Consider the following 23,912-nt stretch of genomic DNA (forward strand, 5'->3'; position numbering starts at 1 on the left):
ATCCGCTTAAAGAAAGGATAATTGCCATCATACTCCAGAAGTGTTTATTTGTTTAAGATATTCCGCTTTAAGCGATTGAGGAAAGAGATTGGAAATGTTGCAATGGCGCAATTCCATGAAAGTAGAAACCGAGAAAACGTAAACATTAGAAATAGCGTTTTTGGTTTCGTAACTTCCAGTAGCAAATAATCGTTCGGCAAGTGCCAAGCATTTTTTTGCTCTTACAATGTTTCCAGAAACAATGGCTGACTTGGTAATTTCAGCAAAGCGTTCGGCTTGTTTGTAAATGGTAGTAACCTGATTTTTCATTAGTATGAATTTTTATGTTCATTCGCCTAATGCCAAAAGTTGTTCCAATAAATAAAAAATTATGTAAGGTGTTGTGATAGTTGATTTTGTGATTGACGTGCCGAAAATTAGGCATAAAAAAACCTATCAAAATGATAGGCTTTTATCAAAATAAGAAGTTTTATTTTAATTTATCGAGTTGGGCTTTAAGTTCGTCCAATTGTTTCTGTAACACTTGTATTTCCGACCTGTTGTTTATCGCTTTTATTGTTTGAAACACTTTTACTTTGGTATCGTTTAAATCGTGTTTTACAAGTTTATCTTCGATTGATTTTGCTAAATTATCTTCGTATTCATTAACAATAACATCTATTGTAAGTGTTTTAGTCTCAACATCAATAGTAGTGTGAGTTACATGGTGCGTTTTTTCAATTTCATTGGCTACAAAATACTTGATTTTATCATTATAGACATTTACCATCCAAAGATTATAAGCTAAATAAAGTGCTGGAAGAATGGCAATAAAAGCCAAAACACCAAAATAGCTGTTGATGTGTTTGATATTACTTTCAGAAAATCTCGCAAATTTTAGATAACGAGTAATGATATAACAACCCAAACAAATGAAAAGCGCATTGATAAAATAGGTGTATAAACCACCTAAAATATATTCCCATTGCAACGTTGCAATTCCATAACCAGCAGTACAAAGTGGTGGAATACATGCCGTTGCTACTGCAATTCCGACTAAAACACGATTTCCGTCATGGCGTGAAATGGCTATCATTCCAGCCATTCCGCCGATAAATGCTAAGAAAATATCAAAAATTGTAGGTTTTGAAAACGACAATAATTCGTCTGTTGCAATATGATATGGAGAAAGTAAATAATATAATGTCGAACACAAAATTGAAATTACAACAATTCTGAAAACATTTCTTAAACTCAATTTTAATAGGTTACTATTCGAAGTTCCGAGCGAAAATCCGATACCAAAAATTGGTCCCATTAAAGGAGAAATAATCATGGCGCCAATTACTGCGGCTTTAGAATTGATGTTCAATCCGATGCAAGCAATAAAAATCGCAAATGCCATAATCCAGAAATTGGTGCCTTTAAAAATGACGCCCGATTTTATCTCGTCATAAGTAATCTGTTCCGCTTCTTGGTCGGTTTTTAGGTTTAAAACTGTTTTAAAATATCTTTTAATAACCGCTAAATTACTTGTCATAGCTGAACTTTCTTAAAATTATAAACCGAATTCATCAATTTTACGATACAAAGTTGCAATACCAATTTCTAATAATCGTGCCGTTTCAGCTTTGTTTCCTTTAGTGTAATTCAACACTTTTTGAATGTGTAATTTCTCAATACTTTGCATTGAAAAAGCCGACATTGTTTTATTAGAATTGTCTTGCTGATGCTGAATTTCGTAAGGTAAAACGTCTTGAGTTAAAATATCGTCCGCTAAAATAACCGAACGTTCAATAATGTTTTTTAGCTCACGAACATTTCCTGGCCAATGATATGCTTCTAGTTTTTGAAGAAAATCTGGTGTAATTTGAAGTTCTTTTTTATTGGTTTTTTCAGAAAATTGTTTGACAAAATAACTGGTTAACGGTGAAATATCTTTTATTCGTTCTCGCAATGGAGGAATTATAATTTCGAAAATGTTCAGTCTAAAGTACAAATCAGATCGGAAATTATGATTTTCACTTTCTGTTTTTAAATCTCTATTGGTTGCAGCAATTAATCGGAAGTTTGATTTTTTTGGAGTAGTATCTCCAACAGGAATGTATTGACTAGTTTCTAAAACACGAAGTAATTTGGCTTGCAAATCAATAGGCATTTCTCCTATTTCATCCAAAAATAAAGTGCCGCCATTTGCCTCTTCAATAAAACCTTTTTTATCTTTTAAAGCTCCAGTAAAAGCGCCTTGTTTGTGTCCAAATAATTCACTTTCTAAAATTTCTTTGCTAAAAGTACTGCAATTTAAAGCTACGAATGTTTTTCCAACTCGATTGCTGTTTTCGTGAATCGCTTGTGCAAACACTTCTTTTCCGGTTCCAGTTTCTCCTGTTAATAAAACGGTCGAATCGGTTTTAGCAACTTTTTTGGCCAAATCAATTACTTGTTCCAAAGCTTTTGATTTTCCGATTATAGTATCAAAGGAATATTTATCGGAGATTCGTTTTTCTAATTTTTGAACTTTCTTTTGAAGATCCGATTTCTCTAATGCTTTGTATAAAAGTGGAATAATTTTATCATTATCATCGCCTTTAACAATATAATCAAATGCACCGTTTTTCATGGCTTGAACTCCATCGGCAATTTTTCCAAAAGCGGTCAACAGAATTACTTCAACAAAAGGGAAATTTGACTTAATTTTTTCAAGAAAATCTACGCCATTTCCGTCGGGAAGTTTTACATCACATAAGATTACGTCAATATCGTTTTGTTCTAATTTCTTAAAACCCGATTTTAAATCGCCAGCTTCAATAACATCAAAACCTTCCGATTTAACTATTCGAGCTAGAAGTCCGCGAAGTTTTTCTTCGTCATCAATTATGAGGATGTTTTTCAATTTGAAACTAAATTAGACTGCAAAATTACAGAATTACTTTCTTCTAGTGTCAATAACGTAAATAATCTTCCAAACCTCATTTTCTTTAAAAAGTGTAAAAGCATTTACGCCTTTGTGACTTAATTTATCATTTATGTAGAATTCATAAGGTGTCCAAGCGTGTGCCATTGTGCCATCAACTTGAATTGAATAATTCAAAATCTTCTCTTGAAAATTGAAATTTGCCGGAATCGAAGCTATCGATTTGTAAAATTCTGATGCCAATTCATCTGATAATTTTCCTCCTTTTGCATTTTCTTGGATGGATTGCAGAAAAATTTTATCGGAACAAATTGATTTTAATTTTACAGTATCTTTTGCATGAAAAGCTTCAAAAAAAGTTTCGATTGTTTTCTGAACTTCTTGATTTTGAGCATGAACTGAACCCGAAAATATCAGAATCAGAAAGAATACTATTTTTTTCATTTTTATCTAAATTTAAAGTTACAATTATATTAGTATATTTTTATTCCCATTTATTACAAAACTAATCGAATTTAGTACTTTTACATTCTTAAATCTAATAGTTGAAATTTAAAATCTAATATTCATGTCAGTAGCTAAAAAAGATTACAAACGTATTACCACTAAATCATTAATTGAGATGAAAGCCAATGGAGAAAAGATTTCGATGCTTACAGCATACGATTTCACCATGGCAAAAATTGTTGATACTGCTGGTGTTGACGTGATATTAGTTGGAGATTCTGCAAGTAATGTTATGGCAGGTCACGAAACGACTTTACCGATAACATTGGACCAAATGATTTATCATGCTTCTAGCGTTGTAAGAGCAATTGAACGCGCTTTAGTTGTTGTAGATTTGCCCTTTGGAAGTTATCAATCGGATCCAAAAGAAGCGCTTCGTTCTTCAATCAGAATTATGAAAGAAAGTGGCGGACATGCAGTAAAATTAGAAGGTGGAAGCGAAATTAAGGATTCTATCAAGAAAATATTAAACGCCGGAATTCCAGTTATGGGACATTTGGGTTTAACACCACAATCTATTTATAAATTTGGAACTTACACTGTTCGTGCTAAAGAGGATGCTGAAGCTGAAAAATTACTTGAAGACGCAAAATTATTAGAAAAATTAGGTTGTTTTGCTTTGGTTTTAGAGAAAATTCCGGCGCATTTAGCAGAAAAAGTTGCTCAAAGTATTTCGATTCCAGTAATCGGAATTGGCGCTGGTGGTGGAGTTGACGGACAAGTTTTGGTAATTCATGACATGCTTGGGATGAACAATGAATTCAGTCCGAGATTTTTGAGAAGATATTTAGATTTATACGATCAAATGACAAAAGCAATTGGTAATTATGTTGCTGATGTAAAGAGTAAAGATTTTCCAAATGCTAACGAGCAATATTAGTGATTAGTGAATAGTAATTAGTAAATAGCAATTTTGGCAGAAAAAATCGTTTCCAATAAATCCAATCTTCAAATTCTTCATGAAGACAATCACTTAATTGTGATTAATAAACGCGTTGGCGATATTGTGCAAGGCGATAAAACTGGTGACAAACCATTATCTGAAGTTGTAAAAGAATACATCAAAGATAAATATGAAAAACCAGGCGAAGTCTTTCTTGGCGTTGTTCATCGACTTGACAGACCAACAACTGGAATCGTAGTTTTTGCCAAAACCAGCAAAGCATTGGAACGATTGAATAAAATGTTTAGCGAAAGAGAAACTAGTAAAACGTATTGGGCAGTTGTAAAAAATAAAACTCCAAAAAACGAAGATAATTTAGTTCATTTTCTGAAAAGAAACGAAAAAAATAACACTTCGAAAGCGCATTTAAAAGAAGTTCCAGATAGTAAAAAAGCCTCTTTAGATTATAAAATCATCAAAGAATTAAATAACTATTTTGCTCTGGAAATCAATCTTCATACAGGAAGACATCACCAAATTCGTGCACAATTATCAGCAATTGGTTCTCCAATAAAAGGCGATTTAAAATATGGATTTGATCGCAGTAATCCTGATGGTGGCATTCATCTTCATGCTAGAAAATTGAGTTTTATTCATCCAGTTTCTAAAGAAAATATAGAAATTGTTGCTCCAACTCCATCGGATGCTATTTGGAATTCCATTTAAAAAAGTATACATTTACGAAACATAAACGTAGGGTTTCTACGTATGTACTTGTTATAACCCCAAATTATAATTGATACCTATGAGAAAATTACTGATTGCCTCAATTTCCTTAATTGGAATTACTGCTTTTTCACAAGAACATTTTGCTGGATTAACTACTTCTAATCGCGTTGGAGTATTATCAGCAACAAACAATCCTGCTGAACTTGTAAATATGTCGCATACATTTGAAGTTGGCTTCTATTCCTTAAGTGCCAATGTTTCTAACAACAAAATTGGTATTAATGATTTGTTTTCTGATAGCGATTTAGAAACTATACTTTTCACCGGAAATGATCCTGTAAATTTAAGAGTTGATTCAGAAATTTATGGTCCTAGTTTTGGAATGAAGTACAAAAAATTAGCCTTTGCAATTACAACTAAAATTACAGGAAAACTTGATGTTGTAGATGTAGATCCAAATCTTGGTGACGGATTAGTAAATGCAGGATTGAACAGCTTATTTGGTTCAACAACAATAAACAACGATTACAACCAGCGTTTGAGCGGAACCACTTGGGGTGAAATTGGATTGACTGGTGCGATGAATATTATCAATAATGCCGAACATAAATTTAATGTTGGAGCCACATTTAAACTACTTTTTCCTGGTTCGTATTCTAATCTTGGTTTGGATAAATTTAACGGAACAATTACGAACACAGCAGGTGATGTTTACTTAAGTGATGTAACCGATGTCGATTTAAATATTGCCTATTCTGGCGGATTAGCAAATAATTTTTCAAATTTTAATGATTATACAAAGTCGATGATTGGTGGACTAAACGGTTTTTCTGGCGATTTAGGAATTAATTATCAATGGAGAGATCAACCAGAAGACAATCCGAAGAAAAATCAGAATAAATACAAATTGAATGCTGGTTTATCAATAAGAAATATTGGTTCGATGACGTTTAAAGACGATAATAATTATGCTACTAATTATGTTTTAAATATTCCAAATGCAACATTAGGAAATCCTGGTTTAAACTTAAATCAATTTGAAAATATTGAAAGTCTTCAAGAAGTAGAAGAAATTTTAATAAACGAAGGTTATTTAGGTCTTGATGCATCTAGAAATAAAAAAGATTTCAAAGTAAAATTACCAACTACAATTACAGCATATGCTGATGTTAAGCTTATACCTAAAGTTTTCATTACTGGATTTTTACAACAAAAATTGAATGACAATAACAGTAATGATCAAATCACAGCACAAAATATTATAACAATTACACCACGTTTTACAACAGGATTTTTCGAAGTATTTGCACCTTTTAGCAATACCGAAATTGCCGGATTTAGTAGCGGTGTTGGCTTTAGAATTGGCGGATTTTACTTAGGTTCGAGTTCTGTAATTACTGCTTTAGCTAGCGATAATAGTAAACAAGCTGATATTTATACAGGTTTTAGATGGGGATTTTTATAAAAAATGGAATTCAAAACTAACATCGGTTACAGAAAAGATAAACTAAAACAACTTCTTTCTACTTTGATAAAGTATGAAAATGACATTACTTTAGCTTTATACAATGATTTCAAAAAATCCGAATTTGAGTCAGTAATAACCGAAACTAGTTATGTGATTTCCGATTTAAAACACACAATTAAAAACATTGATAAATGGGCAAAACCGAAAAAGGTTTTGCCTTCACTTTTAAATTTTCCTTCTTCCGATTATATTTTGAGTGAACCTTATGGAAAAGTGCTTGTAATTTCGCCATGGAATTATCCGTTTCAGTTGGCATTTTGTCCTTTAATTGCTGCTGTTTCCGCTGGAAATCAAGTAGTCTTAAAACCATCAGAATTAACTTCTAATACCTCTAAAATTATTTCTAAAATAGTAGCAGAAGTATTTGATAAAAACCATGTTGAAGTTGTTGAAGGCGACGCAGAAGTTTCTAAAAAACTACTTTCGCAACGTTGGGATTATATTTTCTTTACTGGAAGTGTAGCCGTAGGAAAAATGGTCGCAAAAGCTGCAGCCGAATTCTTAACTCCAGTAACTTTGGAACTTGGCGGAAAAAATCCGTGTATTATTGATGAAAATTGCAATGTTCAATTAACTGCCAAACGAATTGTTTGGGGAAAATTTCTAAATGCTGGACAAACCTGTATTGCACCCGATTATTTGCTAGTTCATACCAAAGTAAAGACGAAAATTGTTGAAGCTTTAAAAGATGAAATCAAGTTGGCATACGGCGAAAATCCTGAAGTTTCTGCAGATTTTCCTCGAATTGTAAATGAAAAAAACTTCAATAGACTTTCTGAATTCTTAAATAACGAAACAGTACTTTTTGGCGGTCAAACTAATAAAGACGACTATTACATCGCTCCTACTCTTTTGGACGAATCAAAGCTAGATAGCTTAGTTATGAAAGACGAAATTTTCGGACCCATTTTACCGATAATTAGCTATCAAAATGAAACAGAAATTGAGCAAATAATTTCAAATTATGACAAACCTTTATCGCTTTATGTTTTTTCTAATAGAATAAATTGGGCTAAAGAAATTGTAAAAAAATATTCTTTTGGTGGTGGATGCATCAATGACACTATCATACATTTTTCGAATAATAGATTACCATTTGGCGGCGTTGGAAACAGCGGAATTGGCGCTTATCATGGCAAATTGAGTTTTGATACTTTCTCACATAAAAAAGCAATTGTTAATAAAGGAACTTGGTTAGATCTTCCTTTTAGATATGCTCCGTACAAAAATAAAATACATTTTATTAAGAAATTAATGAAATGGTTTTAACGTTAAAAGGTAGCTTTTTTTTTCTATATTGCTCTAAAATTAACTGTTAGAACAATATAATCTATTTTGAAAATTTATCCAAATCTTCTTAACTTAAAATTAGAATTCAACTCTCTCAGTGTAGGGTTTTTATCTTTAAAAAATACTTTACATCAAACCATTTTTTTTAAAAATTGGTTTGTTATAATTATATTGTTCATACTTATTACTTTTATTTTTTCTGTAATCTTGTTTGTCAAATACAAGAAAACAACTTTCATAAAAAGTTTTTCAGAGTTTGCTCCAAAAGAAGAACAACACAATATGTACCTTCTTTTCATGGGATTAGCAACTCCCATAGTAGAGATAATTCTTGAAATTTATAAAATAAGAGTTCATAGTCATTTAACCTCGAAGTTACTATTTGGATTCTTACTTATTAGTGTTTATTTTTTAAACACCAAAACAACACTTTTTAAGAAACATTTTAGCTCTTTTTTTATATTTTTTTACATCCTGTATTTTATTTACAATGCTTACAATGTTGTTCAAACTCCATTCGAATTATATCCGTTTGTTGCTTTGATCGTAAACTTTTTTATATGTTATTATGTTTTTAAAAACATGATACAGTATTGGATTTTCAGTATTCTAATGCTACTTTTTACTATAGTTTTATTTCAATTTCAAATAATTCCTAGCAATTACGTTATAATTTTAATTTGTGCATTAATTTTTATAATTGGAATTCATTCGGCAATTCATATTGCAAATACAAATACAAAAAGTAAATTTCTTTTTGCTAATGAAATTGTGAGTAAAGGAAATATATTAACCATCGCTACTAATAGAAAAGGAGAACTTTCCTATTGTAGTGAACAAGTTACCGAGTTTTTAGGATATTCGCCAAAAGAAGTTTTGGGATTAAATTTTTGGGAATTAACAGAAGATGCCGAGTTTATTGGTGAAGCTTATCATGATAACTACACAGATAACAGACTGCATATAAGAAAAATGAGAGCTAAATGTGGCGAATACAAATACATCCAGTGGAAAGACAAAAAATTTTCTAACGATTTGTTTATAGGTATTGGTCAAGATATTACCGAACAAATTAACATCCAAAATAAATATCGAAATTTAATTGAAAATGCCAACGATGTAATTTATGAAACCAATACAGATGGACGATATACTTTTATAAATAAACACGCAAGTACAATAACTGGATATTCATTAGAAGAACTTTACAATCAACATTTTTCAGAATTAATTAGAGAAGATTATAAAGAAAAAGTTTTAGAATTTTATGGCAAACCTAATGAAACTGTTAGTGATTTTCCAACATTGATTTTCCCAATTTTAAATAAAAATAAAGAAACTTTATGGTTATCTCAAAATGTTACGGTAAAAAGAAATGAACTTCAAAGAATTACTGGTTTTACCGTTATTGCAAGAGATATAACCTTGGTGAGACAAATTGAAATTGAAAAATTAAGAAAAGAGCGTAAAGTTAGAATTTACAATGAAACACTTAAAGAAATAACTTTAAAAAATCATTATAAAACTAAGAATTTAGAATCGATTTTATCTGATATCTTAAGAATAATAGCCGAAAAGGTTGACATCAATCGAGTTAGTTACTGGAGTTATAAAGAAGATTATTTAGAATGTGAGAATCTGTATTTGCACAACAAAAAAATATATAAAAAAGCACCAAAGCTCTATAGAAAAGACTATCCATCTTATTTTGAAGCTATTGAAAGTGAAACTCAAGTTGTTACAAGTGATGTCTATAAAAGCACTGAAACTAAAGAATTTAACGTAAGGTATTTTCCAAAAAACGAAATCAAATCATTATTAGATACTCCAATTTATTTAAACGGAATTTTATCGGGTGTGCTTTGTCTAGAATCGACTACTAAGATTAAAGAATGGGATAATCAAGACATTAATTTTGCACGTTCTATTGCCGATTATTTAGCATTAGCTTTAGAAACAAGTCAGCGAATAGAAGCCGAAAAAAATCTAGCATACAAAAGTGAATTGTTGTCATGTATTACCTCTATAACCAATAAATTAATTATTACTCGACAACTTTACACCATTTTTGATGAAATCTTAGAATCAATTGGTAAATCGGTTAATGTAGATCGTGTACATTTTTTTATATTCAACAATAAAACAAATACTGTTTCTTTAGACTTTGAATGGACTGAAAAGGAAAATTTAAAACAAATACATAATCCTATTCTAAAAAGTTTTCCAAACGAAAATTTCTCAAGATTAATCGATATTTTAAAAAGTAAAAGCGAGTACAGTTTTCTTACCAAAGATTTGGAAGAATCGATTTTAAAAGAAAGTTTAGCAGATAGAAATGTAGTTTCATTACTTAGATTACCGGTGTTTTTAAAGAATGAACTTTTCGGATTTTTAGCTTTTGATGATTGTACAAACGAACGAATTTGGAGTGATGATGAAATCAATATTCTTAGAACTTTAGCCAATAATATTTCATCAGCTATTGAACGAAGCATCAATGAAACTATGATTTTAGAAAGCGAGGAACGTTTCAGATTATTAGCCGATAATATACCAGGAACAGTTTATTTATCTAACAACGACGAAAATTGGTCGGATATTTATTTAAATGATGAAATTGAAAATTTAACCGGTTATCCTAAATCAGATTTCCTAGAAAAGAAAATCAATTACAAAAATCTAATTCATCCAGATGATATAAAAAACACCGAAGACGAAATTAAAACTTCCTTATCCGAAGGAAAAAAAATACACATAATTTATAGAATTATTGATAAAAACAATCAAATAAAATGGGTGGAAGAATTTGGTGATGCCATTTACAAAGACGGAAAAATTGCATACATCGAAGGTATTTTTATTGATATTACAAAGCAAAAAGAAACCGAAAACGCCATAAAAGCAAAAGAATACGCCGAAGCCGCAAGCAGAGCAAAATCGGAATTTCTTGCCAACATGAGTCACGAAATTAGAACGCCACTAAACGGAATTATAGGATTTTCAGACCTACTAAAAAACACCGAATTAGAAGCAATTCAAAAAAATTATATGAGTACCATAAATGAATCGGCACATTCACTTATGGCAATTATTAATGATATTCTAGATTTTTCTAAAATAGAATCGGGCAAACTTGAATTGTATGTAAAAAAATATGATTTATCAGAATTAATTAATCAAGTCATTGAGCTGGTGAAATACGATTCTAATATCAAGAAAATTGACTTACAATTAATCATAAGTTCCGACGTTCCAAAATACGTTTGGACCGATAGTGTTCGATTGAAACAAATTCTAATCAATCTACTAGGAAACGCAATAAAATTCACAGAAATTGGTAGTGTAACACTTTCTGTAACCACTATTCAAAACATCAATTCAAACGAAACAAAAATTCGTTTCTCAGTGAGAGATACAGGAATTGGAATCAAAAAAGATTATCAAGAACAAATTTTTAATGCCTTCTCTCAAGGCGATAATTCAACAACGCGACGATTTGGAGGAACTGGACTCGGACTTTCAATCTCCAATCAACTACTATCATTAATGGACAGTAAATTAAATCTTGAAAGTGAATATGGTTTTGGGAGTGATTTTTATTTTGATGTACAATTAAAAACTTCTAACGAAATCAGCTCCGAAGAAATAGAAAATATCGACGTCATCATCAATCCAAGAATAAAATTAGATTATGGTCAAGAAAATTATAAAGTTCTTATAGTTGAAGACAACAAGATAAACATGCTTTTAGCCAAAACATTAATAAAACAAATCATACCAAACGGAACTGTTTTCGAAGCAAAAAATGGTCAAGAAGCGGTAGAAAAATTTGAAGTCTTAAATCCAGATTTAATCCTTATGGATGTTCAAATGCCAATCATGAACGGCTACGAAGCAACACAAGAAATTAGAAAAACCCCAAGAGGACAACACGTTCCAATTATTGCCTTAACCGCTGGCACAGTTATTGGTGAAAAGGAAAAATGTCTAGAAATGGGAATGAATGATTATGCCTCAAAACCAATAATAAAAGAAGCATTAGAAACATTAATCTCAAAATGGATAAAATAAAAATTTTAACATATATTTGTTATAGAAATCTTTAAAACTATTCAAAATGAAATGGAGAGGTAATCGTCAAAGTGACAATGTTGAAGACAGACGCGGAATGTCTGGCGGTGGAAAAGCCGTAATTGGTGGTGGTTTAATCGGAATTGTAATCTTACTTCTAAACATGTTTGGAGGCGAAAATGCCAAAATGCTTACTCCAGTTTTAGAACAAATAAATCAAGGCCAACAAACCGAACAATCAAGCGGTGAACAAAGACCTTTAACTCCAGAAGAACAAGAAATTGGAGACTTTGCCAAAACCATTTTTGCCTACACAGAAGATACTTTCGGACAAATATTTCAAGAAAACAATATGGATTATGAACAACCAAAGATGGTGTTATTCTCAGACGCAGTAGAAACTGCTTGCGGAAGTGCCACATCAGCATCCGGTCCGTTTTATTGTCCTGGCGATAAAAAAGTCTATATGGATTTGCGCTTTTTTGAAGAACTAAAAACGCGCTTCGGAGCCAAAGGCGGTGACTTTGCCATTGCTTACGTAATCGCTCACGAAGTGGGTCATCACATTCAAACCATCACTGGAACTTCTGGAAAAGTTCGTCAATTACAGCAAGGAAAAAGCCAAACCGAAGCCAATAAATTATCCGTTTGTCTAGAATTGCAAGCCGATTTCTACGCCGGAGTTTGGGCGCATTACAACAAACAATACCTTGAAGAAGGTGATATCGAAGAAGCCTTAAGTGCCGCGCATGCCGTTGGTGACGACGCCATCCAAAGTAAAATGCAAGGTCACGTACAACCAGATACATTTACTCATGGAACATCGGAGCAACGTATTTATTGGTTCAAAAAAGGATTTCAATCGGGCGATATCAACAAAGGAGATACTTTTTCTGCTTTACTTAAGTAGAAGCCAATCCAGCTATTCGTTACAAGAAAACACTGTAAAACAACATTTTGCTATAAAAAAAAGGAGCTTCTTTTAGTCGCTCTTTTTTTTATGCAAAATTGTCCTTTTACAGCGCTTTGCTTTTCACTTCTATCTGGGCTAAAAACGAGTAGAAAATTAACAATAATAAAATAAAACAAGACGTTTTTTATCACATTCACAAATCGAAGCCAAACCATTCATTTTTATAAAATGTTGAACGCAATTTGCAAATCCAATTGATAAATTTGCTTAACTAAACCAACAAATAATCCTATGAAAGTCGGAATTGACAGCATCGCATTTGACATCCCAAAACTACATTTACCCATAAAAGTTCTAGCCGAAAACAGAAACATCGAACCCGAAAAACTCATAAAAGGTTTAGGTTTACACAAAATGAGTTTTCCCGACGTGCATCAAGATGTAGTAACTTTTGCAGCCAATGCCGTTTACAAACTCATCCAACAAGAAAATATAAATCCATCCGAAATTGCTAGAATTTATGTGGGAACAGAAAGCAGCGTCGATTCGTCAAAGCCAATTGCGTCGTATGTTTCAGCACTTTTAGAACAGCAATTTGGTGAAGGAACTTTACGTTATTGCGATACTTTAGACATGACATTTGCTTGTATTGGAGCAGTCGATGCTTTGCATACAACCTTAGATTTCATCCGTTTAAATCCTACCAAAAAAGCCATTGTAGTTGCAACCGACAACGCCAAATACGATTTAAATTCTACTGGCGAATACACACAAGGCGCAGGCGCAATTGCATTATTGATTACGGCAAATCCAAAAATTTTATCGTTTTCACAAGAAGTTGGTCTTTCTTCACAAGGAGTTTTCGACTTTTTCAAACCAAGACGCTACGTTTCTAAAAACGAAATTTTAAACACAACCGACAATCCCGAATGGTTCGGAATTCTAGAAAACGAAATTGCTTTCTACAAAGAACAACCAGTTTTTGACGGACAATATTCCAATCAATGTTATATCAATAGAATTACCGAAGCCTATTTTCATTACAAAGAAATCACTAATCAAAGTGGCACATTATTCAATAACTGGGAAAACATTTTGATGCATCTACCCTATTGTTTTCAGGCACGTAGAACCTTTGTAGAAATTTATGCTAAAGAAAATAATCTGACCGATGACATAAAAACCATTTCTAAAAGTGAAGATTATCTAGAGTTTGTAAACAAAACCATTTTCCCATCAGAAATTGCATCGGGACAAATTGGAAACATGTACACAGGTTCTATCTTCTTAGGAATGTTATCTACTTTGTGTTATCATTTCCAAAACGAAACCGAAATCCAAGACAAAAAATTCGGATTCATAGCCTACGGAAGTGGTTCAAAATCAAAAGTCTTCGAAGCACAAGTGGAAGCCAATTGGAAATCAGCGATAAAAAAAGTACCACTTTTTGAAACATTAGATAATAGTACCGAAATAGATTTTGGAACCTACATTTCGCTTCACAAAAAAGAAAGGAATCACTCGGTTCTACAACCTAAAAACGAATTTGTTTTAGACTTTATTGAGAAGGAAAATCCGGTCTTGGTTGGTGCTCGGTATTATAAGTTTGCGTGATTTTATTATTCAGTTTATCTATAATATTTAATACTTTCTCCATTATAATATCCAATACCATTATTCATAGTTAGAAATATAATTTCATTTTCACTTATAAATTCAAATTTAGTAACATGTAAATGAGTACAATAACCACTTTCAGATTGAACGTAACACGTTAATTTTGGAATAAAAAATAGTTTTTTAGAAAAAGTACAACCAGAATTATTTAAAGTATAGAATCCTTTTGAGCTAAAGAAATAAAGTTTATTATCATATTTATTGAATGAAATTGGACCTAATTTATTGATTTCATTTTCTGTTAATATTTTTCCTCTTAATTCTCTGTCTTTGTTTTTAAAACCCATCAAGTCTCTCTCAAAAGCAATTTTATATTTTTCATCTTCAAGAATTCTTTGGTCAAAGCATGATCTATAATAATTATTTTCTTTTTTTGAAACTTTTACAATTGTTCCATCAACGTAATAATTAAAATCATTTTCGGTGGCATAAATCATAGTATGACCACCACCACTTGACGTCATGAATAAATCATCTGAATTATTATAGGCAACTCCTTTTGTTACACTTGAAATACCTAAATTAAATGGATATTTGTAAATAGTATCTCTTTCTCTTACTTTAATTATTTCTGGATATTTTTCCTTTAATTGTGTGAAATAGTCATTTCTATCTTTATATTTTACTCCATCATCTAGTCTCAACCAATCATCATAAATAAATTCTTTTTTATTCAAATCAAAAAAGCATACATTTCCACCAAATTCACCTTCATCATAGGCAAACCAAATAAAATCCATTTTGTCCAAGTAAATGAAATCTGGTTCTATTAATAGTGTTCCTGTGTATTTTTCCCTAACTTTTCCATAAAAATTGGTTTTCTTTTTTGGAATATAATCTGCTTTATTAAAGTGAATAGATTTGTTTGAATAAATTATGTATTCATCTTTTGAATTTATTAAAATAGAAAATATTTTAGCATCAATTTTCTCAATTTGTTTAATTTTTTGTTTTTTATTTAAAATAAATATTTTACCGTCTTTACTTCCAAATATTAACTCATTATTGGATTTTTTTGCTACTGCGGAAATATTTTTTTCAATTAATTTGAAACTATCATCTTTCAAATTAATTACTATTAAATCATTATTTCTAGCTATAGCATATATATTATTTTTTACCGAAACAAAATCTTTATATTCTAAATTCAATAAATTTATTTGATTATTTACATTACTTTTACTTTGAGAACTACCTTGAGCAATTCCAAAAAAACAAAACAGATATATTGCGTAGAATTTCATTTATAATATTTAATTTTTCTTTTATTAGGAGAAACTAACTTTTATGCTTCCTATGTTTTGTTTCAGTATACTTTAAGTACTGACCAAAACAAATAGAATTCATAGAAAAAAGCAGACAAATTTTATAATACTAATCTACCAGTTTCAACGTTGTATTTTATACATTTATTAAAAACATAAACCTACAAAAACTTCCCAAGTAAAAACTCCAGCGGAATATGTAATCGTTTTTGCCAAGCCTTTTCACTATGATCTTCACCTTCAAATTTGTTAGTTGACCAATTCAATGAATTGTAGCCTTTCGCTTTCATGATTTCATCAACCTTTAACTGCAAAGGTTCGTACATGGCGTCTAAAGTTGCTGTTCCGTAATCAAAATAAATTCTGTGATTTTTAGGGTTTGGCAAATTGGTTTTCAAATAAGTATAAAATGCTGCTGGAATTGGGTTGTTTTCTACCGTAAAAATTCCAGGCCAATGCGTTGACAAACAAGCTGCGCCACCAAAAACATTGGGATATTCACAAATAGCATAAATAGAAATCAATCCGCCCATGCTACTTCCTGCTATAAAAGTGTGCTTTTTGTCTCTGTGAACTGAATACTTTTTATCAATTAAAGGTTTCAATTCTTTGACAATAAATTTTAAATAATTATCAGAATTGACTTTGCCATTAAAAACATTTTGACCATTACTCCTATTCGCATTATAAATAGAATCTTGTTGAATTTGAGTCAAACTTTCAAATGGTTTTTGAGGAAAATAATCCATGTGTCGTGTGGTAGCGCCGTTCCAAATTCCAACCACAATCACATCATCAATTCTGTTGTCTTTTATTAAACTTGATAAAACTTCATCAACTTCCCATGATTGCTTATTCCAAGTGGTTTCTGCATCATAAAGCATTTGTCCGTCATGCATATACAACACCGAATATTTTTTAGAATCAGAATAATTATTGGGTAACCAAACATCTATATTCCTTGAAGTAACAAATTCCGATTTAAAGTCTGCAATTCGTTCAATTTTTCCAGAACTAACTTTTGGAATATCCTGTGAGAAAATACAACTTGAAATAAGTAAAAAGACGCTATTTAAAATATGTTTTTTCATAAGATTATATTTTAGAGTCAATAAAATGAAAAGAAAACTAACCAAGCCAACCTTCACGATCAAGACTTCTGTATTGAATAGCTTCGGCAATATGATTGGAAATTACCTTTTCGGAAGCTTCTAAATCGGCAATCGTTCTAGCAACTTTCAAAATTCGGTCGTAAGCACGAGCAGAAAGATTGAGACGTTCCATTGCTGTCTTTAACAAATGTAGTGAAGCTTCGTCTAATTCACAATAAATTCGCACCTGTTTTGAACTCATTTGTGCATTATAATGTATTGAATCTAATTCTTTATAACGTCGCGTTTGAATTTCTCGTGCTGCTGTTACGCGTTTTCTAATTTCAACGCTACTTTCAGCTTTACGAGTTTCGGTAAGTTTTTCAAATGGAACTGGAGTAACTTCGATATGAATATCAATTCTATCTAAAAGCGGACCTGAAATTTTACTTAAATACCGTTGCATTTCATTTCGAGAAGAACTTACTGGCGCATCTGGATCATTAAAATAGCCACTCGGACTTGGATTCATACTCGCCACCAACATAAACGATGATGGATAAGTAATCGTGAATTTTGCTCTAGAAATAGTTACTTCACGATCTTCAAGCGGTTGACGCATTACTTCTAGAACTTCGCGCTTAAACTCAGGTAATTCATCCAAAAACAAAACACCATTATGAGATAACGAAATTTCTCCAGGTTGAGGGAAACTTCCACCGCCAACAAGAGAAACACTAGATGCCGTGTGATGTGGCGCACGAAATGGTCGTTGACTCATCAATCCGGCGTCTTTAATTTTTCCAGCAACACTGTGAATTTTTGTAGTTTCTAATGCTTCCTTCAAAGTCATTGGTGGCAAAATACTTGGTAAACGCTTTGCCAACATAGTTTTTCCTGAACCTGGCGGACCAATTAGAATAATATTATGTCCTCCAGCAGCGGCGATTTCCATACAACGCTTGATACTTTCTTGACCTTTAACATCGGCAAAATCAAATTCGGGAAATTCTAATTCCTTGTAAAATTCTTCTCTTGTATCAATAACTGTAGGTTCTAAAGTTCCTTTCCCTTCAAAAAAATTGATGACTTCGGTTACATTTTCAATTCCGTAAACGTTTAAACCATCAACAACTGCAGCTTCTTTTACATTTTGCTTTGGCAGAAAAAATCCTTTAAATCCTTCTTCGCGAGCTTTTATTGCAATGGACAAGGCACCTTTTATGGGTTGCAAACCACCATCGAGCGACAATTCACCCATTATAACATATTTATCTACATCATCGGCTTTTATTTGACCAGATGCAACAAGAATTCCAATAGCAAGCGTTAAATCGTATGCAGAACCTTCTTTCCTTAAATCGGCTGGAGCCATATTTATGGTGATTTTTTTTCCGGGAAGTTGGTATCCGTTATTTTTTAACGCGGCAGCAATTCGATAACTGCTTTCTTTTATGGCGTTATCTGGTAAACCAACAAGATGGTAACCAACACCTTTATCTATATTAACTTCTACTGTGATTGAAGTTGCTTCTACACCAAAGACGGCGCTTCCAAATACTTTTACTAACATGGCTTATATTATTTTTAAATGGCTAATACTGATACAAATATATAAAAGAATGAAAAACAAACAAGAAATTCATACTAATTTTTATAAAATGTAAAACAAAATAAACTTTTTGTAAAATTTATTTGTCTAAATGTAAAATAAACTTTACATTTGAAAAATAATTTAAATCTTTTAATCATGAAAAAACATTTTTTATTTCCGAATTCCTTCAAAAAAATTGGATGGATATTGTTTGTACCATCATTAGTTTTAACCATTGTATTTTCTACAGCTGCATTAAGTAGTGATGATTATTTAAATGTGACGACTTTTGCAATTTATCAAGAAAGTATTGGCGAAAAGTCAGGCTTTTTTACCTTTATTGAAAATAGTATTTTAGACGAGCTTTTAAACTTTGGGATGATTGTCGGAGGAATTTTTATAGGATTCTCAAAACTTAAGAATGAGGATGAGTACATTTCCAAAATTAGATATGAAAGTTTGGTTTGGGCGACCTATTTAAACTATGGTTTGATATTATTTTTTACCGCTTTTATTTTTGGAATGCCGTATTTAAATGTACTTTTTTATAATATGTTTACGTTACTCCTATTTTTCATAATCCGATTTCATTATAAAATTTATCAGTTAAATAAAAGTACCAACGATGACGAATAATTTAAAAGTCTTGCGTGCTATTAAGAATATTTCGCAAGAAGATTTGGCAAAACAAATTGAAGTCAGTCGGCAAACGATTAATGCAATGGAAAAAGGAAAATATGTTCCATCAACAGTTCTTGCATTGAAGCTGGCTCGGTATTTTGAGATTTCTGTTGAAAAAATATTCGTTTTGGAAGAAAATGATTAAAATTTATGTTTTTTAACAAAATAGTGTGAACCTTTTTGCTCCATTTTACGTAATTATACAAAAAAACATAAATGAATAACGAAGATAAAAGATTAGAAGCCTTAAATAGCTATGAAATTTTAGATACGAGTCCGGAAATTGAATTTGATAACATCACTTTTTTAGCATCAACACTCTGCAATACACCAATATCAACTATTACTTTGATTGATAAATACCGTCAGTGGTATAAATCAAAAATTGGTATTGAAGCAACAGAAAGTTTAAGAGAAACGTCATTTTGTTCACTAGCAATTGAAAAATCATCTAAGACAATAGTTGTAGAAAAGCTTATGGAAGATGCCGATTTCAGAAAAGTTGGTTTAATGAATGGATTGACAGACACAGGTTTTTATGCAGCAGTTCCAATCAAAGAGAATGGCACTGGGTTGATTTTAGGCACTTTATGCGTTATAGATTACAAAAATAATTCATTATCTGAAGATCAAATTAGATCATTAGAAATACTAGCAGAACAAACTTCGAAGTTATTTGAAATGAGAAGAAGGTTTAAAAAGCTTACTAAAAACAATGAATATTTGCATTTACGTTATTCGGAATTAGAGAAATTTGCTGGTGTTATTTCGCACGATATGAAATCGCCGTTGAATAATATAATTTCGTTGATAAAACTATTAAAAGATGATGTTGACCATAAATTAAGCACTGATAGTGTTGATTATATTGACCATATTGAAGAATGTTCAATTCAACTAAAGAATTACATTGACGGACTATTAAATTTCTATAAAAATGATAATATTGATTTCACTCTGAAAAAAGAGCTTAACATTTCTCATTTAATTGACGAAATCAAATTGATGCAGAAAGATTTTACAAATGTAACTATCAATTATCAGAGTGATTACGATACGATTAATATAAATAAGTATGCTTTGATTCAGATTTTAAACAACTTAATTGGAAATGGAATTAAGTATAATGACAAAGAACTTGTTGAAATTAAAATTGATTTTAATGAAAACGCAAGCTACTATATTATAAAAGTAATCGATAACGGAATTGGTATTGAAACGAAAGATTATCTTGATATCTACGAATCTTTCAAAATACTAAATGTAAAAGATCGCTACGGAAATTACGGAACTGGATTAGGTTTATCGACTGTAAAAAAGATAGTAGACAAACTTCATGGGCGTATAGAAATTCAATCAGAATTAAAAAAAGGAACGACTTTTACCTTGTTTTTAGCCAAATAGAAACCCCACATTTTTACGATAAAAAAAACCATCTGAATTAACGGATGGTTTTTTTGTGATTTTATTTTTTGTATAAAGAGATTCCGTCTTCAAGCCATTTTTTATATTCTTGCTTGTCGAATGTAAATGCGATTGGTTTAGATAAATCATTTCCGTCTGCATCTAAAATTACATATAACGGTTGCGAGTTGCTTTTGTATCGTGTAATCTGAAAATCGGTCCATTTGTTACCTATTGTTACCACTTCTTTTCCAGTAGTTTTAGAAACGTATTGTTTGTCTTTTGGCAAATCAATTTTTCTATCACAATATAAAGAAATTAGAACAACATCATTTTTTAAAATTTTAAGAACCGCTGGATCAGACCAAACGTTGTCTTCCATCTTTCTACAATTGGCACAAGCATCGCCAGTAAAATCTAAAAGAACTGGTTTATTTACTTTTTTGGCATAAGCCAATCCTAAATCATAATCTTCAAATGCTATGATACCATGTGGGCCAAAATGAGCATGTTCTGGTAATTCTGATTTATTTGAATTGGAAGATCCAAAACCATTGGTGCTTTCTGCGTAATGAATTGGAGGTGTCAATCCGCTTAGAATTTTTAATGGTGCACCCCATAATCCTGGAATCATATAGAACGTAAATGTTGTGACTACAAGTGCCATCATCAATCGTCCTACTCCTATTTTATCAGCTTTTTCATAATCGTGTGGCAACATATATTTTCCAAATAAATACAATGCCCAAGCTCCAAAAATTGCAATCCAAATCGCTATAAATAATTCTCTTTCTAATAAATGTTTTTGTAAAACTAGATCGGCATTTGATAAAAATTTGAATGCAAATGCCAATTCTAAAAATCCTAACGAAACCTTTACAGTATTTAACCATCCACCCGATTTTGGTAATGAATTTAACCAACCCGGAAACATTGCAAACAACATAAATGGTAAGGCAATGGCTAATGAAAAACCTAACATTCCCACAACAGGTGCAATTCCGCCTTTAGAAGCTGATTCTACTAGTAAAGTTCCAACAATTGGACCAGTACAAGAAAACGAAACTACTGCTAATGCTAACGCCATAAAAATAATTCCGATAATACCACCTTTATCAGCTTTAGAATCTAATTTTGTAGCCCAAGAACTTGGCAGCATAATTTCGAATGCTCCTAAAAATGAAAGTGCAAAAATCACTAATAAAGCAAAGAAAATTAAGTTAAAAGCAACACTTGTAGAAAGTTCGTTTAAAGCTTCTGCTCCAAAAATCCCAGTAATTAATGAACCTAAAATCACATAAATAGCAATTATTGATAAACCATAGATAATCGCATTTCTAATTCCTTGTGCTTTGGATTTACTTTGTTTTGTAAAAAAACTTACAGTCATTGGAATCATTGGGAATATACAAGGCATTAAAAGCGCTGCAAAACCTCCTAAAAATGCTAAGAAAAATATCGTCCATAAACTCTTTTCGTCTTTTATCGGTTCGATGCTTTTAGGCTCTGCCTGTTTAATTGTTGTTGGAGTATTTGAGGTATCAACAGTAGTAGCGAATTGACTGTCCAATTCTACAATTGTATCTTTACTAACGGTAGTTTCCACAACACTAGAAACTAATGGAATATTAAAAACCAAATCTTTACTGTCATTAATACAAGCTTCTTTACAAACTTGGTATTCAAGATTTAACTTGATTTTGGTAGTTTTAGGATTTGTAATTTTTACTTTTTGAGTTACAGTAACTTTGTCTTCAAAGATGTATTCATCCACTTCAAAAACATCACTATAAACCTTTTGATACGGACTTTCTTTAGCTTTACCAACTAATTCATAATTCCCCTTTATGTCTTTAAAATTCAAAACCATTGGCAAAGATCCGCCATCAGGTGTAAATTGAGAAAATACGTGCCAACCTTCTTGAATGGTTCCACTTGCAATTAAATTGAATTCGGTTTCTGAGACTTTTTCTATTTTAGTTGTCCATTTTACCGGACTTAGAACTTGCGCATTTACATTGGTTAAAACCAAAAATGTGATTAATGTATAAAGAAAATTTCTCATCTATGTAATCGTTATTTTTAAAATAGTTGTTGTGTTATTGTTTACTTTAAATCGGTCGTCCATTCGTTTATTTATTATCCAAACTATTTGATTATCAGAACATAAAATCCAAGTAGTTAACTTATCAATTAAAGAGAATTTTTCGTCTTTAAAATACTTACTCAGCTTTTTCTTTCCAGTCATTCCGAATGGATAAAAATAATCTCCTTCTTGCCACTTTCGTAAGGTTAAAGGAAACTGCAATTTATTTTCATCCACAAAGATACTATTTGAATCTGTAATCGAAATGTCACTTACGTTACAAAATGTGAATTTTAAGGGAATATTAACTTTGCTATCCTCTTTTTCAATCAAAAACTTTTGATTAATTTGAGAATCTATTTTTGAAGTTAGGATAAAAAAATCTCGATCTTTTACTAAAATAAATTCTGGTGAAAGGACTTTTTTACCCGATTGAGCTGAAACTAAATCGTAAATATCATCCCAAGCCACAAAACCAAATTCTTTAAGCCATTGGAATAAATAAGCTTGATAATTAGTGAGTTGAATTAGTTTGCTAAGATTTATTTTAATCGAATTATCGTCTTCTGTAACCACTTCTTTATAGATAATTCTACTGGCATCGTTAACTAAGGATTGTGCTTGTTGCAAATGCTTCACCGTGTTTTCAAATGAAGAAAGCAAATTGGGCTGCACTTCTTTTAAAATCGGAATTACATCATGACGCAATTTATTTCGAAGATATTTATCAGACGAATTGCTTGAATCTTCACGCCATTGAATTTCATTTTCTTTAGCATAAACTTCAATTTCTTCTCTAGAAAAAGGCAATAATGGTCGGATGATTTTATCGTTTTGCGCTGGAATTCCAGTTAATCCATCCAATCCTGTGCTTCGTGAAAAGTTGATTAAAAACGTTTCTAAACTATCGTTGAGATGATGTGCTGTAAGAATAAAATCAAAACTTCTTTTTTCTAATTGTTCGTAAAACCAGTCATAACGCAACTTTCGAGCAGCAACTTGAATCGATAATTTGTAGTCGGAAGCAAATTGTTTTGTATCGAATTTTTGAACTATAACTTCAATATTTCGTTCCTTACAAAAAGATTTTACAAAGGCTTCATCACCATCACTTTCAGCATCACGTAGTGAAAAATTACAATGTAAAACAGCAATTTCGTAATTTAATTTATATAACAAATCAACAAGAACAATGCTGTCAATTCCGCCACTTACAGCGATAAATAATTTCTTATCTTTTAAGAATGAAAATTGAGAATTAAGATGATTTTGGAATTTTGTAAGCATTTTCAAAAGTAGG

At 31.3% G+C, this 23,912-nt stretch carries 19 protein-coding genes; 10 read left to right on the top strand and 9 right to left on the bottom strand.

The features are described from left to right. Positions 1-27: 27 nt before the first annotated feature. The 4 genes from LG45_RS14955 to LG45_RS14970 form a co-directional block, all read right to left on the bottom strand. Positions 28-309 carry a DUF7674 family protein gene (locus LG45_RS14955; RefSeq protein WP_035128656.1) on the bottom strand — a complete coding sequence of 94 codons (282 nt, stop codon included), beginning with the start codon at positions 307-309 and terminating at the stop codon, positions 28-30. 160 nt (positions 310-469) lie between these two features. Then, positions 470-1,519 carry a DUF389 domain-containing protein gene (locus LG45_RS14960; protein ID WP_052087621.1) on the bottom strand — a complete coding sequence of 350 codons (1,050 nt, stop codon included), beginning with the start codon at positions 1,517-1,519 and terminating at the stop codon, positions 470-472. Between the two features lie 18 nt (positions 1,520-1,537). After that, positions 1,538-2,872, bottom strand: a complete 1,335-nt coding sequence (locus LG45_RS14965; protein WP_035128658.1) for a sigma-54-dependent transcriptional regulator — start codon at positions 2,870-2,872, stop codon at positions 1,538-1,540. 33 nt (positions 2,873-2,905) lie between these two features. Further along, positions 2,906-3,337 carry a nuclear transport factor 2 family protein gene (locus LG45_RS14970; RefSeq protein ID WP_035128660.1) on the bottom strand — a complete coding sequence of 144 codons (432 nt, stop codon included), beginning with the start codon at positions 3,335-3,337 and terminating at the stop codon, positions 2,906-2,908. A 124-nt stretch (positions 3,338-3,461) separates the two neighbouring features. Between LG45_RS14970 and panB the strand changes: the two genes are divergently transcribed. The 7 genes from panB (at position 3,462) to LG45_RS15005 (ending at position 14,428) form a co-directional block, all read left to right on the top strand. Continuing rightward, complete coding sequence (panB, locus tag LG45_RS14975; RefSeq protein WP_035128662.1) at positions 3,462-4,280, top strand: 3-methyl-2-oxobutanoate hydroxymethyltransferase; 819 nt, start codon at positions 3,462-3,464, stop codon at positions 4,278-4,280. A gap of 33 nt (positions 4,281-4,313) precedes the next feature. Further along, positions 4,314-5,009 (top strand): RluA family pseudouridine synthase, encoded by a 696-nt coding sequence (locus LG45_RS14980; protein WP_035128664.1) that lies wholly within the window; start codon positions 4,314-4,316, stop codon positions 5,007-5,009. 79 nt (positions 5,010-5,088) lie between these two features. Further along, positions 5,089-6,477, top strand: a complete 1,389-nt coding sequence (locus LG45_RS14985; protein WP_035128666.1) for a hypothetical protein — start codon at positions 5,089-5,091, stop codon at positions 6,475-6,477. A gap of 3 nt (positions 6,478-6,480) precedes the next feature. Further along, the gene (locus tag LG45_RS14990) at positions 6,481-7,809 is read left to right on the top strand and encodes an aldehyde dehydrogenase (RefSeq protein ID WP_035128668.1); all 1,329 of its coding nucleotides are present in this window, start codon (positions 6,481-6,483) and stop codon (positions 7,807-7,809) included. A 603-nt stretch (positions 7,810-8,412) separates the two neighbouring features. Next, complete coding sequence (locus LG45_RS16195) at positions 8,413-11,901, top strand: PAS domain S-box protein (protein ID WP_165570820.1); 3,489 nt, start codon at positions 8,413-8,415, stop codon at positions 11,899-11,901. Between the two features lie 46 nt (positions 11,902-11,947). Next, entirely contained in the window at positions 11,948-12,811 is an 864-nt protein-coding gene (gene ypfJ, locus LG45_RS15000; RefSeq protein ID WP_035128670.1) for a KPN_02809 family neutral zinc metallopeptidase, read from the top strand. Positions 12,812-13,105: 294 nt separating this feature from the next. Continuing rightward, positions 13,106-14,428: a hydroxymethylglutaryl-CoA synthase family protein gene (locus LG45_RS15005; protein WP_035128672.1), complete on the top strand. Its 1,323-nt coding sequence runs from the start codon at positions 13,106-13,108 to the stop codon at positions 14,426-14,428. 14 nt (positions 14,429-14,442) lie between these two features. On the opposite strand, the gene LG45_RS15010 is transcribed toward LG45_RS15005, so the two are convergent. The 3 genes from LG45_RS15010 to LG45_RS15020 all read right to left on the bottom strand — a co-directional run bounded on the left by LG45_RS15010 (position 14,443) and on the right by LG45_RS15020 (position 18,420). Beyond that, complete coding sequence (locus tag LG45_RS15010) at positions 14,443-15,735, bottom strand: hypothetical protein (RefSeq protein ID WP_035128674.1); 1,293 nt, start codon at positions 15,733-15,735, stop codon at positions 14,443-14,445. A 182-nt stretch (positions 15,736-15,917) separates the two neighbouring features. Continuing rightward, positions 15,918-16,847 carry an alpha/beta hydrolase gene (locus LG45_RS15015; RefSeq protein WP_035128676.1) on the bottom strand — a complete coding sequence of 310 codons (930 nt, stop codon included), beginning with the start codon at positions 16,845-16,847 and terminating at the stop codon, positions 15,918-15,920. A 37-nt stretch (positions 16,848-16,884) separates the two neighbouring features. Further along, positions 16,885-18,420, bottom strand: a complete 1,536-nt coding sequence (locus tag LG45_RS15020) for a YifB family Mg chelatase-like AAA ATPase (protein WP_035128677.1) — start codon at positions 18,418-18,420, stop codon at positions 16,885-16,887. A 177-nt stretch (positions 18,421-18,597) separates the two neighbouring features. Between LG45_RS15020 and LG45_RS15025 the strand changes: the two genes are divergently transcribed. From LG45_RS15025 to LG45_RS15035, 3 genes are all read left to right on the top strand, one after another. Then, entirely contained in the window at positions 18,598-19,077 is a 480-nt protein-coding gene (locus tag LG45_RS15025) for a hypothetical protein (protein WP_035128679.1), read from the top strand. Next, a complete protein-coding gene (locus LG45_RS15030) occupies positions 19,067-19,267 on the top strand; it encodes a helix-turn-helix transcriptional regulator (RefSeq protein WP_035128681.1) in 201 nt (66 codons plus the stop codon). The genes LG45_RS15025 and LG45_RS15030 overlap by 11 nt, the downstream gene beginning before the upstream one ends. 71 nt (positions 19,268-19,338) lie before the next feature. Then, entirely contained in the window at positions 19,339-20,526 is a 1,188-nt protein-coding gene (locus tag LG45_RS15035; RefSeq protein WP_035128682.1) for a sensor histidine kinase, read from the top strand. A 61-nt stretch (positions 20,527-20,587) separates the two neighbouring features. On the opposite strand, the gene LG45_RS15040 is transcribed toward LG45_RS15035, so the two are convergent. Together LG45_RS15040 and tilS are read right to left on the bottom strand one after the other, a co-directional pair. Further along, a complete protein-coding gene (locus LG45_RS15040; protein WP_035128684.1) occupies positions 20,588-22,591 on the bottom strand; it encodes a protein-disulfide reductase DsbD family protein in 2,004 nt (667 codons plus the stop codon). Further along, positions 22,592-23,899 (bottom strand): tRNA lysidine(34) synthetase TilS, encoded by a 1,308-nt coding sequence (gene tilS, locus LG45_RS15045; RefSeq protein WP_035128686.1) that lies wholly within the window; start codon positions 23,897-23,899, stop codon positions 22,592-22,594. It lies immediately after the preceding gene. Positions 23,900-23,912: the final 13 nt, after the last annotated feature.

It is taken from the genome of Flavobacterium aquatile LMG 4008 = ATCC 11947 (assembly GCF_000757385.1).
Lineage (GTDB): Bacteria > Bacteroidota > Bacteroidia > Flavobacteriales > Flavobacteriaceae > Flavobacterium > Flavobacterium aquatile.